General features: G+C 39.4%; 11 protein-coding genes. 3 read left to right on the forward strand and 8 right to left on the reverse strand.

Going from position 1 to position 16,361, the window contains the following annotated elements:
- Nucleotides 1-21: 21 nt before the first annotated feature.
- A complete protein-coding gene (locus ICJ55_RS03675) occupies nt 22-681 on the reverse strand; it encodes an NAD(P)-dependent oxidoreductase (protein ID WP_188157354.1) in 660 nt (219 codons plus the stop codon).
- Nucleotides 682-796: 115 nt separating this feature from the next.
- Between ICJ55_RS03675 and ICJ55_RS03680 the strand changes: the two genes are divergently transcribed.
- Nucleotides 797-1,687 (forward strand): LysR family transcriptional regulator, encoded by an 891-nt coding sequence (locus ICJ55_RS03680; protein WP_025235181.1) that lies wholly within the window; start codon nt 797-799, stop codon nt 1,685-1,687.
- A gap of 128 nt (nt 1,688-1,815) precedes the next feature.
- On the opposite strand, the gene ICJ55_RS03685 is transcribed toward ICJ55_RS03680, so the two are convergent.
- The 5 genes from ICJ55_RS03685 to ICJ55_RS03705 form a co-directional block, all read right to left on the reverse strand.
- The gene (locus ICJ55_RS03685) at nt 1,816-2,874 is read right to left on the reverse strand and encodes an NAD(P)-dependent alcohol dehydrogenase (RefSeq protein WP_188157355.1); all 1,059 of its coding nucleotides are present in this window, start codon (nt 2,872-2,874) and stop codon (nt 1,816-1,818) included.
- Nucleotides 2,875-3,007: 133 nt separating this feature from the next.
- Entirely contained in the window at nt 3,008-3,667 is a 660-nt protein-coding gene (locus ICJ55_RS03690; protein ID WP_188157356.1) for an NAD(P)H-dependent oxidoreductase, read from the reverse strand.
- 24 nt (nt 3,668-3,691) lie between these two features.
- Nucleotides 3,692-4,753: an NADH:flavin oxidoreductase/NADH oxidase gene (locus tag ICJ55_RS03695; RefSeq protein ID WP_188157357.1), complete on the reverse strand. Its 1,062-nt coding sequence runs from the start codon at nt 4,751-4,753 to the stop codon at nt 3,692-3,694.
- A 201-nt stretch (nt 4,754-4,954) separates the two neighbouring features.
- Entirely contained in the window at nt 4,955-7,873 is a 2,919-nt protein-coding gene (locus ICJ55_RS03700) for a type III restriction-modification system endonuclease (RefSeq protein ID WP_188157358.1), read from the reverse strand.
- A 3-nt stretch (nt 7,874-7,876) separates the two neighbouring features.
- Nucleotides 7,877-9,799, reverse strand: coding sequence for a site-specific DNA-methyltransferase (locus tag ICJ55_RS03705; RefSeq protein WP_188157359.1), 1,923 nt, complete (start codon nt 9,797-9,799; stop codon nt 7,877-7,879).
- 267 nt (nt 9,800-10,066) lie between these two features.
- Here ICJ55_RS03705 and ICJ55_RS03710 point away from each other — a divergent pair, with 267 nt between their 5' ends.
- Nucleotides 10,067-10,960, forward strand: a complete 894-nt coding sequence (locus ICJ55_RS03710; protein ID WP_188157360.1) for a LysR family transcriptional regulator — start codon at nt 10,067-10,069, stop codon at nt 10,958-10,960.
- A gap of 72 nt (nt 10,961-11,032) precedes the next feature.
- Here the strand turns inward: ICJ55_RS03710 and ICJ55_RS03715 are convergent, their stop codons facing one another.
- Entirely contained in the window at nt 11,033-11,584 is a 552-nt protein-coding gene (locus ICJ55_RS03715) for an NADPH-dependent FMN reductase (RefSeq protein WP_188157361.1), read from the reverse strand.
- A 186-nt stretch (nt 11,585-11,770) separates the two neighbouring features.
- Between ICJ55_RS03715 and ICJ55_RS03720 the strand changes: the two genes are divergently transcribed.
- Entirely contained in the window at nt 11,771-13,132 is a 1,362-nt protein-coding gene (locus ICJ55_RS03720) for a patatin-like phospholipase family protein (RefSeq protein WP_188157362.1), read from the forward strand.
- 51 nt (nt 13,133-13,183) lie between these two features.
- Here ICJ55_RS03720 and ICJ55_RS03725 read toward each other — a convergent pair whose 3' ends face one another.
- Nucleotides 13,184-16,189 (reverse strand): glycoside hydrolase family 2 TIM barrel-domain containing protein, encoded by a 3,006-nt coding sequence (locus tag ICJ55_RS03725; protein WP_188157363.1) that lies wholly within the window; start codon nt 16,187-16,189, stop codon nt 13,184-13,186.
- Between the last annotated feature and the right edge of the window lie 172 nt (nt 16,190-16,361).

A 16,361-nucleotide genomic window follows, 5' to 3' on the forward strand; every position in this document is an offset into this window, starting at 1 on the left:
CCTTAACTAAGATGGAGAATTTTATTTTGCTGCTACGGTAAAGCGTTTAAACAGATGTGCTTGTTGTTCTACATCGTCAGCAATCGCAATGGCTAAATCAGCAACTGAAATGCCAGCTGGAATATCACCATTCATTAGCAATTCTTCGCTACCTAAACGGTACGAACCTAAGCGTTCTTCGCTAAATCCGCCATCAGCTCCTAAACTGGCTGGTGGGGAGATGAACGCCCAGTTCACATCTCGGCGATCACGCAAGTCGTTTAATAAATGGCGAGCAGCATTCGCACCGTCATAGATCTCTTTCGGGAAATTCGGTGTATCAATTACTTGAAGATTTGGAGCGACATAGAGACTACCGGCACCGCCAACCACTAATAAATACTGTACTTCAGCAGATTTTGCCGCTTCTACAATCGCATTCGCCCCTCGTGTGAAATCAGCCCCGATATTTGGGTTTGCCCAGCCCGGGTTAAAGGCACTGATTACTGCATCAACGCCTTTTAGTTGCTTAGCAAAATTTGCATTTTCTACGTCAAAAGCGACCGCTTGCACGTTGTCGGCTTTCGCCACGTTTTCTACGTTACGGGCAAAGGCGATGACTTGATGACCTCTGTCGGCTAATTCTTTGACGACAGCTGAACCCACATAACCTGTTGCACCAATGACTGCGATTTTTTTCATTTTGTATTCCTATGTTAAGTTGAATTGACGAAATATATTTTAATGAAATAATAATTTGGATAAATAGCAGTTTTTGAATAAAATTATTTCATTTTTTGAAAAAGAAAGAGTAAGTATGGACAGAATTCAAGCAATTAATATCTTTTTAACCATTGTCGAAACCGGCAGTTTTACTGCCACTGCTGAAAAATTAGATTTATCTAAACCGATGGTAAGTCGTGCAGTGGCGATGTTGGAAGAGTGGTTCAATGCTCGTTTGTTACAACGTACCACACGCAAAGTTTCGCTTACTGAAGCAGGGGAACAAGCGGTTGAATATTGCCAAAAAATTGCAAACTTAACAGAGAATATAGAGCAAGATTTCCTTGCTCGTTCGGGGGAATTGAGTGGAACATTGCGTATTTCTGCCGCAATTTCGTTTGGTGGCTCGCACCTGGTTACTGCGTTACAAGCTTTTATGCAAAAGCATCCAAAAGTGTCGGTGCAATTACAGCTTTCAGATCAGAAAGTAGATTTATTTGATGAACGTATCGATCTTGCTCTACGCTTTACCGATAACCCGGATGCAGGTTTAGTCGCTCGAAAATTAGGCACTATTCATTCACGACTGGTTGCTACACCTACTTATCTTGCTCAATATGGTGTGCCAAATAAACCCGAAGATTTGGTTCATCACCGCTATCTTGCTCACGCTAATGTAAACCGTAAGAGCTGGAAGTTTTATCGAGATGGACAAGAAACGATTTTAGAGCTAGTAAGTCCTTTCTGCGTTAATGATACGAATGCGTTACTTAATGCCATTATGGCAGACGGCGGAATTGCAATGCTCCCAAACTATATGCTGACAGAGCAACTCAAACAAGGGCGTTTGCAACCTTTGCTGACCGACTGGCAATTGCCGATTTATCCTCTATATGCTCTCTACCCAACTCGTCATCATTTACCGCTAACGGTACGTGCTTTGGTGGATTTTCTGGCAGAGTATTTTGCGAAGCAGAATTGGTAGGTTGCAATTAGCACTAAGCAAGCTAATATCCATAGCATAAATTTAAGCGTTTTTTTAAAATCGTTACCTTTTTCCAAAAGAAAACCGATTGAGCTTAACACTCAATCGGTTGTTGGTATCAGCTCAATTTAAGCCTTTAAACTTGCCATATCAATTACAAAACGATATTTCACATCTGATTTCAACATACGTTCATAAGCATTGTTGATATTTTGCATATCAATCATTTCCACATCTGGTACGATGTTGTGCTCCGCACAGAAATCCAGCATTTCTTGAGTTTCTTTAATACCACCGATGACAGAAGCCGCAATTGAGCGTCTGCCCATAATCATCGGTACGGTGTTGATTGTTTGTTCTAGCTCACCGACCAAGCCGACTAGAACCAATGTGCCATCTAATGCTAGCGTTGGAATATAAGGCTTTAAGTCGTGAGTGTATGGCACGGTATCAATAATCACATCAAAAGTATTAGTCACTTCTTGCATTTGAGCTTCATCGGTTGAAAGCACAACACGGCTTGCTCCTAAGCGGAACGCATCATCAGATTTTCCTGCCGAACGAGTGAACAGAGTAACTTCCGCTCCCATTGCAGCCGCTAATTTTACCGCCATATGTCCAAGACCACCTAAGCCAATAACACCGACTTTCGAGCCTTTTTGCACATTCCAGTGGCACAGTGGTGAGTAAGTGGTAATGCCCGCACAAAGTAGTGGAGCAACCGCTTTGGTATCAAGTTTTTCAGACACTTTTAACACAAAATCTTCGCTCACTACCACGCCTGTACTGTAACCACCTTGTGTAAGTGAACCATCAAAGCGGTCATTTGAGCCATAAGTACCGATATGTCCGTGTTCACAGTATTGCTCTAAGCCGTGCTGACAAGGCGAGCAAGTACGGCACGAATCGACCATACAACCCACGCCCACTAAATCACCGATTTGGAATTTATTTGCTTTGCTCCCCACTTTGGTTACTCGACCAATAATTTCGTGTCCGGGAACGATAGGATAGGTGTGAGTAAATCCCCAGTCATTACGAGCTGTGTGTAAGTCGGAATGGCATACACCACAATATAGAATATCAATTAACACATCATCTTCACGCAATTCACGGCGTTCAAAAGAGTGAGGCTCAAGGTCAGTTGTTGCACTAAATGCAGCATAGGATTTTACAGGGTAAGTCATAGGTTTTCTCCGTTAAACTTAAAGTGAATGTAATGTTCTTGAATGAAATTCAATATGTTCGCTGATAAATCTGAATTGCAAAATATTAAACAAAATAGACCGCTTGTTTGTTACAAGCGGTCTGATTTTTTAATTATTCTACAAATTGCATAACTTGCTCAAAGGTTTTGCGGGATTTTTGGCGGATTTCTTTATCTTGATAGCCAAAGGTGCACATCACTGAAATGCCCCACTCGTTCGGGTCGAATAAGCCTGCGTCAGCCAAAATTTGGTTTACTTCTTTATAAGCAAAACCTTCGATTGGGCAAGAATCTACGCCAATCATTGCCGCCCCGGTCATCATATTACCTAGTGCGATGTAAGTTTGTTTACTTGCCCAGTCGAACAGGCTGCGTTCGTTGTCTAAAATACCAATATCTTGTTCTTGGAATTTTTTATACACCGCCATTGCTTTTTCACGAGCCTCGCCTTCTAAACCACGTCTATCCATAATTTCAGCAAAATATTGGCTATCAAAGCGAGCATTTTTCTTGGCTAAAATTACCACGATATGGCTTGAAGTTTCCATCGTTGGAATGCCCCAGCAATATGGCTTGATTGCTTGGCGGAGTTCTGGATTTTGTAACACGATAAACTGCCACGGTTCAGAACCAACCAAGCTTGGGCTTAAACGACCCAGTTCTAAAATATAGTTCATATCTTCAGCCGGGATTTTTTTATTACCATCGTAAGAACGGGTTGAAGCACGGTAGTGGAAGGCGTTTAACACGTCATCTTTGTTTAAAAAATTCATTTTGTTTCTCCGATAAAAATTAGTTTACATAAAGCCACGTTGATATTGGCGTGGTACAAATTGCATTGGACTGCCGTCAAATTGATTTTGCTGATATTGAGCGTTCAGCACCCAATTCGGATCACGCAATAATGCACGCCCAACGGCGATTAAGTCGGCATTTTCTAAGCCTAAAACGTGGTCGGCAACGGACGGATTGTCCAACATTCCCACCGCAATCACAGGTAAAGCGGTCGCTTTTTTGACTTTTTCTGCAAGGTAAACTTGATAGCCTGCGTAAAATTCCGGGTGGTTGCCTGCGTGAAGCACACCGTCGCCACCGCCACTCACATCAAGCACGTCCGCCCCAGCTGAGGCAAAACGTTTTGCCACTTCGACACCATAATCGCTATCAAAGCCGTCTTTACCGTACTCTTGTGCTGAAATTCGCACGATTAACGGCATCTCCGCCGGCATTACCGCTTTCGCTGCTTGAATAACTTGTTCACCGAATAGCATTGGATCTTTGCCGTATTCATCTGTGCGTTTATTTGATTTTGGCGAGTAGAATTGGTGGATTAAATAGCCGTGTGCGGCGTGAAGTTCAATCGTATCAAATCCTGCTGCTACGGCACGTTTTACTGAATTTTGGAATGCGACTACCAGCTCTTTGACTTCTTCTGTGGTTAATTCACGTGGGGTAATCAGGTTTTGCCCTGCATAATCTAATTCACCATAATGAATGGCTGAAGGTGCAACCGCATTTGGTTCGTCTTGAGCTTTACGCCCTGCGTGGGCGATTTGAATACCGATTTTTGTACCCTGAGCGTGAACGCTATCAACAAGGCGTTTAAATTCTGCTTGTTGCTCATCGTTCCACAAACCCAAGCAGTTCGGCGTGATACGCCCGTTCGGGGCAATATTGGTCATCTCAACAATAATCAAACCAACCCCACCAATCGCACGGCTGGTGTAATGCACAAAATGCCAATCGTTCGGCACGCCGTCAGTGGCGGAATATTGACACATCGGTGGCATCACCACACGGTTTTTCAGTTCAAGATTTTTGATTTTAAAAGGGGTGAATAATTTTCTAAATTTAGCCATTTTGGGATTCCTATGAAAAAACTGACAGAATGATAAGTAAAGGGGAATATCGTTTCAAATTGATTATTCTTATATGGAGATATAAGGAAGGATAATATATAAAAGCAAACAAGCGGTCAGAATTTCCCAAAATTTTGCAAATTTCAGGCAGATTTTGACCGCTTGTTATTCCACTATCATTTGAATAGCAGGGAGGGTTTATTATTCAGACCTTCTTAATTCATCTAAAATCCGCTCAATATGCTTGCCTTTAAATTGCGTTTTAAATTCAACTTTAATGCCTGTATCTGCACTTAATTTATCAAATAAAATTTGTGCATATTTGATTTTTTCTTTTTCATCGGTGCGTAAATCAAATTCATAAGCATCTTTGGTTTCTACCACGAGATTTAAAGTTTGTGTGCCATCTTTATGGTGCAACACATAAGCAAAATCAGGCGAATATATTCCGCCCCCTGCCACAGGAATGGCAATGGTATTTTTGGGTATTTTGGTAAAGACGGTAACATAATCCAAATTAAGCAGGATATTTTCTTTTTCAAGAGGCGAATCATAAAACAGCGTTTCAAACAAATAATTATCCGCCACCATATCCGTTTCGCCTACACGCCCAATATCCGATGATGAAATACTATCTTTAACATTTCCTTTATCATCGGTAAATGCCGTTGGGTGAACTTGGCTATTAACTTCGGTATAGCCAATGGTTTGGGTTGCCAAAAAATGTTGCAATAACCATTTTCTAAACAAAGTATGAATATGTCTAATATTATAGCGAGTTTGATGTGTGTTATCCGTCCAATTTAATTCCGCTAACACTTGATGTAAACTTTTTAGGCTCACATTCAAGCTCATCGCCAATTCATTGGCAAATTCGCCATAGCTAAGTACATAGCCTGTATTTTCTATCAGCTTTTCTCGTCCGCCATATTTCACCTGAATATCATCAGACTGCACCTGCAATTCTTGTGCTTGCATTGTGGCATAGCTTGTGTCCAATTTACCTATGACATTGTTGGCAAAAAATTGTTTTAATAACCCATAAAAAGTGTGTTCATTGTCAATTTGATAATTTAACACCACTCGGCGGTTTAGAGTTTCCCACAGCGTTTTTAAAGCGTGATATTTATCTTTTCTAATCAATACGGTTTCTTTTTTACCGATACCTGTTTGAATTTTATTGTTCAACGAACTTTCAAATTCAAAGGCTTTGGGATAGGCAAGTTGTAATTTTTGCCAGCCGTTTTCCAATAAATTTAAATCGTCATCAATAATGCCATCATCTGCCAAATGGTTAATGATTTTGCGTTTGGTTTCATTGGGATAAGCGAGTAAAATTTTGGCAAGCAATTCATCTTCTAATTTTTTTGGAATAATCACTTTTTCGCCTGATTTTTCACGGATGTCCCGAATTAAATCTGACACAAAATCTTTTTCACTAAAATCCACAAAATAATTTAAATAAAACTGCTCGCTTTTTTCACGGTGCATAAATTCATTGACAGGCAAACGAAGTCCACGCCCCACTTCTTGAAGTTTACTGGTTTCAGAACCGCTTGACCGCAATTTACAAATGACAAACACATTAGGATTATCCCAACCCTCACGCAATGTCCATTTTGAAAAAATAAAACGGCGTGGATTATCCAAATCAAGGAGTTTTTCTTTTTCATATAAAATTTCATTGATTTGTTTTTCTATATGTTCGTCTTTATTATTGTTGTCATCGCTAAAATAACCGCCGTGCGTTTGACTAATATCTGCCAAAGTTTTTTGCAAATAGGCTTTATAAAATTCATTGCTTTCATTTGCCAATCTTTTTTCGGCTTCATTGATCACCATTGCCTCAAAACGAGATTTTAAGCTATCGGGCAATCCTTGTTCATCACGATAACCTGCAATATCATCAATAAAAATCAGCGAAAGCGGTTTAATGCGTGGCGTTCTGGTTAATAAGGTGCGTTCAATATCAAAATGACGAATCACCGCTTGATAGAGCATTTGTTCTTGCAAAGATTGATTAAACGAATAAGGCGAGATAATCTCCCCTTTTTGTAATGTCAGCCCATTAGAAAGCACCGCCATACTGCTATTAAATTCATTTAATAATAAATGCGACATTTCGCTATGAATAACGCCTAATGAACCATTTTTGCTAATTTCTAAGCGTTTTGGGGTCTTTTTATGACTGTGAGTAATTTCAAAAACCGCTTCACTTTTACTGTCGGTTTGTCCAATAAATTTGATGAGCATATCATCAACACCGTCAAATTCGGTAATAAAAGCACGCACTCCTTTTACCAAATTTTGTTCAAAAGCATCAAGTGAAGTTAGCGTATGAATCAGATTTTCAAAACCATCAAAAGTTGCCCCAAATCTTAAAATATATTGAGCATTCAGTTTTAAAACATTTTGCCAAGTTTTACCACTGGCTTTGACACGGTGCGGTTCATCAATAATCAAAAAAGGCTTAACCGCCGATAACGCATCAAACGATGAGCCGTGAGCCTCTTGGAATAAATCTTGGTCAATGGCAATGTTCATCGTCTCCGAATTTAACATACCCATATTAATCAATAAAATATGAATGGTTTTTTCATCGGTGGCATTGATAAAATTGATTAAATTTTCTGGAACTTGTTGCTTGTCTTTTTTATTGCCTTTTTTGGCATTTACTTCATAAAGCTCAATGCGTTTGCCAAAATCATCAAAAAAACGACTTCTGGCGGACGCACTTTCCAAAAAGTTTTTTGTGCCCGCTTTAATCGCAACCGTTGGCACAAGTACAATAAATTTATTAACCCCAAAAGATTGATTTAAAGAAAACATTGCCCTTGTGTAGGTATAAGTTTTGCCTGTACCCGTTTCCATCGCAATATCAAAAATATTGGATAAGGTATTGCCTGTTTTATTTAATGCTTTGGCAAAACTTGGGCGAGTTTGAATTTCTGCTAGATTGCGTTTTTTCTGCGATTCGTTTAATTCTAAAACAGGATTGCTTTTTAATCGTGTTTCAAAATTTTGAGCATAAGAAATCTTAGCGTATTCAAACATTTGCAAAATGTCTTCTACGGCGGATAATTGATGTGGTAGATCATTTTCAAAATTAAATCCAGCCATTTTTTACCCCTTATCTGCACGATTTCGTTGAATCAAATACAATTTATTGCCTTTTCTGGGTTTGTATTGACCTATCGCCTCACTTAATTCTCGCTTGGCTTTACTGTCAAAGTGCGGTTCTAAAATGACGATTTTATCAATATTAAATTCATCGATGGTATCGTCCAAACGGCGTAAAATCATCGCCAAATGCGAAGTATCAAAACCTGTATCAAGCAAATATAGCACCGTGTCATAACGATACGCCATATAACCGCCCAAATCCACCTGCTCTGGTGTCTGGTGCAAAGGCATACCGTCTTGTACACACCAAGTGGTAAGAATATTTTGGCAATCTGTATTGCTTAATTGCAGATTTTCTAATAACTGTAAGCCGTGTGCAGGGCTTTCTGCCAATGTGCCAAAATTATCAGGCACAGGGACAATGCGATATTCTTTATAGCCTAAATCGCCTGTAAAATCTGGATTTTCGGTTTTAATTTTTTCAATGCTTTTTTCAATACGGGCTTTGGTGATCTCAAAAATGGTATTAAACCCTGCTTTTTGGGCTTCGGATTTATCTTTGACAGGTTCGTCTAATTGCACACAAATAAATTTGCGATTGCCATTATCCTCGCTATTTAATTGCATTACGGAGTGGGCGGTTGTGCCTGAACCTGCAAAGAAATCCAAAACTAAGTCATTATTGTTTGTGCCAAGCTGAATAAAGTCCATCAGTAAATCCAAAGGTTTTGGGTTTGGAAATACTTTTTCATCAAATAACTGTTTTAATTGAGTTGTCCCATTGCCACTACTGTACTCTGGTTTATAAAAAATGGTTTTTGGTTTTTTGGAGGGCAAATCCCCCAATGCGGGTCTTTGTTTTTTATAAATGCCAATACTGCCATTCCTTGAAATGATAATATCGTTAATGCTATTTTTAAACTTCTCTTTACTCCAACGCCAAGACATTTCTTGATTGTTGGTAATTGGGTATAAAGTTATCAATTCACCCGCAAAATCTGTTGGTGGATTATTATCATCAGTAACAAAAATAGTATTATTATCATCAATAAAGATTGGGAAAAATAGATTAGGTCTTTTTTCTCTTGGGGCATTTGTGCCAGTTGCTTTTAGATTTGCCCCTTGCTTATAGAAACCTTGCTCATCTTCTTGCCAATCTTCTAAATCATCTTCATCAATACTTAATTGATTAAAAGTTGTGCTTGTTTTATCTTTGCAATAAACCAAGGTGTATTCGTGCGTACCTGCAAAAGCAAATTCATCGTTATTGCCTTTTAAATTCATAACGGTTGGCAAGCAAGCAACAAAATTCCCCTCCCCAAAAATTTCATCACAAAGTAATTTTAATTGGGCTTGTTCATTATCATCAATAGAAATAAAAATCACGCCATCGTCTTTTAATAACTCTCTGGCAAGTTTTAGGCGTGGGTACATAAAGGTGAGCCACGCACTATGACTGGACGCACGAGCATTGATAAATCCGTGAATATATTCGGCGACTTCCTCGCTTTCGCCTGTGATTTTTGCAATTTCGGCGGGCGTATATTTGCGGTCATCTTGATAAACAAAACCGTCCGAACCTGTATTATAAGGCGGGTCAATATATATCATTTTGATTTGTTTGCGGTAGGCTTCACGCAAATGCTTTAAAACAGCTAAATTATCGCCTTGAATTAGGATATTTTGACTGTCGGAATGTTTGGCGTTGTGGGCGTGATTGGCGGACAAAAGCGTACGGTTTTCGTCATATACAAGGGCTTTGGCATAGGATTTGCCTCGCCAGTCAAGGCGATAGGTCTCTTGGGAGAAAGAAATATCCGCTTGGGTTAAGGCGGTTTGAAACTCATTAAATTTGAAATTGCCGTCCGCATCAAATAGTGCCGGACTATGGGATTTAAGTAGGTCTAATAAAGATTGGCTCATTGTAATACCATATTTTTATAATTGAAATTATTTCAAGAATTATAACATTTTTATAGGAAGAAAAGAGCAGATAAAGGATTTATTTGCCAGCAATAATGATTTCATTTTTGCCATATTTTATTATGGACAGGAAAAGGGAATTGATAAGCGGTCAAAATCCCCCAAAATTTTGCAAATTTCCACCGCATTTTGACCGCTTGTGTTTTTCCTGATAGTTGAAAGTGCTATTATCATTCTAATTTTTCTGATTTCATTTAAGGTATAACAATGAGCGATATTAGAACCCTTGATTTAAACTTACTAAAAGCCTTTGTCGTATTGTTAGACGAATGTAATGTAAGTCGAGCGGCGAAGCGGCTTTCGGTTACGCAACCTGCAATGAGCGGAATTTTAAATCGGTTAAGAGAGAGTTTTAATGACCAATTATTCGTGCGAGTGCAGCACGGAATGCAGCCGACTGAGCGAGCATTGCAACTGGGGCAGACTGCTCGTAAAATTTTGCAAGAAATTAATACGATGTTGCAACCACCAAAGTTAGAACCGGAAAAACTGACGATGACACTCCGTATTGCCGCAATGGATTATGTGCAGCAAATTATTGCTCTGCCACTGATTTTACGCCTTCGTCGCCTTGCTCCGAATGTACGGGTGGCACTATTGCCTGTGCAAGGGCAGAATATCAAAACGCTGTTTGAGCAGAATAAAATTGATTTGGCATTGGTTAGTCAGCAGCATTTAAGTGCGGATATGCCAAGAACCGTGTTGTATGAAGAGCGTTATGTTTGTGCGATGAGCCATACGCACTCTTTAGTCAATAAAAAACTAACCTTAGAACAATTTTGTGAACTGCCGTTTGCAATGCTTTCTTATAACGGTGGTGAATTTAGCGGAGCAACAGATATTGCCTTACAAAAATTAGGTAAACAACGCAAAGTAATGGTTTCGGTAAATCATATTTCACTTTTACCACAACTGTTACAAGGTTCAGATTTAGTAGCTGTGCTGCCTGAACATTTAGCCAAAACCTTACCCAATGTGCATTTGCAAATGCCGCCTATTGAAGTTGAAGGCTTTACGATGATGATGGCGTGGCACGAACGGACTGAGCAAGATATTGTTCATCGTTGGCTAAGAGATATTTTGCAAAATGTCATCAAATAGAAATGAAATAGTGGTGATTGAATAAAAAAGCCGTTTATCTGTTGGGATAAACGGCTTTATCATTTTGAAAAATTAAAATTTCTCTACAAAATCAGCATAAGCATTAATGAAGTTTTGCATTGAGCCTTTTAACGCATCATTTGCAATTTCACCATCTTCTGCAAATACACCACCGAATAGGTTACCTACATTTAATGCAAATGGTAGAGTAGGCATATTCACGAATGCACCAGAAGTGATAGCACGGAGTTGATCTGCTACACGCACACCGCCGCCTGCACTTGCTCCCACAGTTACAATACCTGCCGGTTTGCCAAGCCATTTGCTTTCACCCATTGGGCGAGAAACCACATCAATAGCATTTTTCAACATTGCTGAAATGCCTGCATTGTGTTCAGGGGTTACGAATAAAACACCGTCTGCTTTTGCCACTGCTTCACGCACACGGGTGTATTGTGTAGGGCTGTTTTCGTCTAAATCACGGTCATAAAGTGGTAAGTCTGCAATTTCAACAATGTTTAATTGAATACTTGCCGGTGCCATTTTTTGTAAGTGGCTAACGGTTAATTTGCTAAATGAAGTTTTGCTGCCGCTGCCGATTAATACTGCGATTTGTTTTGCCATTGTATACATTCCTTAAAAGAGTAACTAAATTTTTGCTTATTTTATCCCTTTCTGTTTATAGAATAAAGCCTATATAGTGAAAGTTACTCTTTACTCATAATAAATAATCTTGCAAATTTTATGCTATTTTTAACCGCTTGTACGGGAAAATCATTATAATCTGTCCTCATTAATGTAGAGGTTCTTATGTCTGTTTTAAAGAAAATAAAATTTGTTTCAATATTAGCTGTAGTAACAACATTATCTGCCTGTAGCTTGGTGACTTATAAACCCGTTGAGACAATTAAACAAGTTAATCTTGATAGCGGATACCGCCAAAAGAGCGTATTAAAAGAAAGTGCTAAAGACGGCAACATTATTATTGTAATGTTTTCGGGCGGAGGCACTCGGGCTGCCACACTGGGTTATGGCGTATTGGAGGAATTGCAAAAAGCAAAAATGAGAGGCACAGAGAAGGGGAATACGTTATTAGATAATATTGATATGACCTTTGGTGTGTCGGGCGGTTCGGTGTTAGCCACTTATTTTGCCTTGGAGGGAAAAGCGATTATCCCTAAATTTGCGAATAACTTTTTAAAATCGAATTTCCAAAAAGATATTCTTACAGAAGTGTTTTCGGTCTCTAATTTGCCTCGCTTAAGCTCACCGCAATTTGGACGAGGGGATTTACTGCAAGAACGCTTTAATTTAGCTCTTTACAAAGGAAAAAAATTTGGCGATTTAGTGAGAAACCGCAAAGGACCGTTTGCAGTAATCAGTGCAACAGATATGAATATCGGGCAACAGCTTACGTTCACTCAAGAAACCTTTGATGGGCTTTGCCTTAATCTAAATGATTTGGAAATTGCTCGAGCCGTGGCGGCTTCAAGTTCTGTGCCGTTGATTTTTGCTCCACTTACATTGAATAACAATGGTGGAAATTGTCATTTCAGCTTGCCGAAAGCCTTTATTGAGCAAGAAAAAGAGGTTAATGGCTTAAAAACCAAACAGATTGAAGAAACGGAACATACACTGAGCTTTTATCAAGATAGCCAAGAACGCCCATTTATCCATTTAGTAGATGGCGGACTAACGGATAACTTAGGTTTGGCTGCGATATTGGATATTTCGGATTTAGTCGGCATTGAAGATATGTATAAACGTGCCGGAGAACTGGGTGTTAAGAATGTTATAGTCATTAACGTGAATGCCCAAAATGAAGTATCAAGTGAAATTGATAAATCCGCCAATGTACCCGGCTTGAAAGATGTGGTGAATACGATTGTCAATGTTCCTATTGATAGCACCACGCAAATTAACCTTCAACGCTATAGCCAATTTAGCGATAGTTGGAATAAATATGCCAACGAACAGCAAACTAAAATTGAGATGTTTTTTGTCAATTTAGGCTTAAAAGAACTGCCTGATGGGCAATTGAAAAAAGAGGTATTAAATATTCCTACTTCTTTTTATTTGCCGGAAAAAGATATTGATAAATTGCGTGAATCGGCTCGCATTTTATTGGAACAGTCAGACGTTTATAAAAAAGCAGTAAAGGCTTTGCAATAAAGCATATTGTTATTCTAAAAGGTAAGGGCGAATTTCAATTCGCCCTTATGATTACAATATTATTTTCACTTTCCAGTCAACATTTTCTTCGTTTAACCGATATTGCTCTTTCAAGCTCGGACCGCAGGAATTTGAACCGATGCCGCTCATTTTACAATCAACGCACAATATTGTTGAACCGCTCTCTTGTAAATCATAACTATGGTTTTTTGCCGTTAATTCCTCTTGTGTATAAGGCGAAAGGTTAAAGCTAAACGGCTGTTCAGAAATGATCGTGAGATCTTTTGCTTTCACATAATGCGTGCCAAAATGGCTGCCATTTTCCTGTGGTTTGAGGTAGTCTGTATGGTTTTCCGCTGCATTGGTTCGATAAGTGCCGAGCTTTGCTAAATGGTGTTTATCAATATAACTTTCTCGTTCGCCATAGCCAAAATATTCCACTTGATTATTGGTTTTATTCAGGAAGAAACGCAGCCCGAAACGTGGTAAAAACGGTAAATGGGTTGGGCGTTTGGCTTTGATTTTTATCGTTATTTCACCTGTCAGCGAAATATGATAAACCACTTCCAACGTTAAAATTCGGTTTTGAGCTGTTGCTACAATGCCGCATTTTGCCACAATGGTAACACCGTTATCATCTTGCGTAAGTTCGGTATGGTAAGCACGAGTGTAGCATTTATCGTAGCCTGCTTTTTGCCAAAACTCTCGGATTAAGCGATCGTTATCGGTTGGAGCTCGCCAGATGTTGAAATCAAGTGGCTGTTCAATAATCGGTACGCCGTTTTTCTCGATTGCAGTGAAAATGCCTTTGAGTTTGTTGAAGCAGTAGCGATATTCACCATTTACAATCTGCCATTCATTGGCAAAATTTTGGATAAAAATGACCGCTTGTGATCGTACAGGAAGCTCAGGTTTTACCATTTTTTCGGTGAAAGCGAGTTGATCAAAGCCCAAATGGTGATCTTTGGTAAGCAGCGATGTGCTTTCATTCACATAATAATCGAGGGTTAAAAGCTGCAATTTTTCGCTCGGAGTAGGCAATTCCAACGGCAAACAAGCGGTCTGATTTGGCTCACAATTTACCAAAAGTTGCCCTTGCTGCACGGTTTCGCCATTTTCACTAAAGCGATAATGCACAGTAAGGTAATCAGCAAGATTAGTAAAATCTAAATAGTTTTTCAGCCAAACTTTACCTTCTTTCAGCTCGGCACGTACAGGGCGGTTCACATTTTTCACTTCCAGCAAATTGCTGTGTGGAATGCGGTGTTGCGAAACCAAACCGTCCATACAGAAATTGCTGTCGTGCAGGGTTTCACCGAAGTCGCCGCCGTAGCCGTATTTATCAGAATTTGGTAGCAGAGGAGCGTGGTCACACCATTCCCATACAAAGCCGCCGCAAGAACCTGCATATTGTTGGAAAGTCTGCCAATAATCTTCCATATCGCCACAAGAGTTACCCATTGCGTGTGAGTATTCGCATAGAATAAACGGCTTGCAATTGTTCGGATCGGCAAAATATTCATCAAGCCGTTCGGTGCTTGGGTACATTTCGCTGTATAAATCTAAGTTAGAGAGATCGTTTTGATGAGCGGAATGTTGGTAAATCGAGCCTTCATAATGGGTTAAACGGCTTGGATCTCGCTCTTTCACCCAACGGGCAGCTGCTTCAAAATTTTCACCAAAACCCGATTCGTTACCCAAAGACCAGATGATGACCGAAGTGCGGTTTTTATCTCGTTCCACATTGGCAATATTGCGATCTAAAATAGCGTTCTTAAAATTAGGATCTCGTGCAAAATAACAGAAATTATCGATCGCTTGTTGGCGGATTTCTTCCTGTCTATTTGGGGTTGGTACGTTTAGGAAAATACTGTTTTCAGGGCTTTCAATATAAACCGCACTTGAGCCGTGTGATTCAATATCGCTTTCTGCAATCACATAAAAACCAAGCTGATCGCACAATTCGGTGAACCACGGTGAGTTAGGGTAGTGGGCAGTGCGGATTGCGTTTATGTTATGTTCTTTCATCAAACGCAAATCAATTAAGGCTTGCTCATGGCTAATGGCATAGCCGGTTTTCGGATCGGAATCGTGGCGGTTCACGCCTTTGAATTTTATTGGCTTGTTGTTAAATAACAGTACGCCGTTTTTTACTTGAATTTGGCGGAAGCCGATTTTCTGCTCGATGATTTCGGTTTGATAGCTCAATTGCAATGTATAGAGTTTTGGCTCTTCCGCATTCCATAACGTTAAATTGCAAATTTCTGCAGAAAAATCACCGCTTGTTTGATCTAAAACTAGATTGCCTTGCGGATCAAAAAGTTGAAAATGCACTTCTTCAGGCTGATTGGCAAATTGGGTTTCTACGCTTAAATGGGCTTGGCTTAAATCTTCACTAAGCTGATATTGAATAAAGAAATCTTGTAGATAATTTTGCTCACGTTCCAAAATATAGACATCTCGGAAAATCCCCGACATTCTGAATTTGTCTTGATCTTCCAAATAGCTGCCATCGCACCATTTCAGCACCACGACCACAAGGCTATTTTTACCTTGTTTCAAGTGTTGGGTAATCTCAAATTCATTTGTACTGTGGCTAATTTGCCCGTAGCCGACAAATTCGCCGTTCAGATATACAAACAAGCAAGAATCCACACCCTCGAAGTTGAGCAAATAACGCTTATCTGCTTTTGGTTCAAATTCGATTTCACACCGATAAACGCCACACGGATTATCGTGAGGCACATAAGGCGGATCGAACGGAATTGGGTAGTTGATGTTGGTGTATTGGTGAGCATCAAAACCCTGCGTTTGCCAGTTAGACGGAACAGGTATTTTGTGAGAAAAGGCTATGTTTAGGAAATCATCGGGGAGATCGTGAAGGCTTTCATAAAAATTAAAATCCCACTTGCCATTGAGTAACCTAAATTGATGTGATTTCTCTCGCTCTAATTGGTTAGGCGTTTGCCCTTTTTTAAACGGAATAAAATAGGCGTGGTGCGGAATGCGATTAATGTTTAACACACTTGGATCTTGGTAATAATTGGGTAATGACATAACAACCTCAATGTCAGATATGCAGAAATTCTAATACATTAATTCAGTTATAAAATACGGCAATGGGGAATGTGTGAAATTGTGAGGGGGATCACAAAAAATAAGGATCTTAGACAAATTTTCTTTTTCTATTGATTCCGTTATAATCACAACAATTTTTTGACTATTTTTA

This window comes from Mannheimia bovis (assembly GCF_014541205.1).
GTDB classification, from domain to species: Bacteria; Pseudomonadota; Gammaproteobacteria; order Enterobacterales; family Pasteurellaceae; genus Mannheimia; species Mannheimia bovis.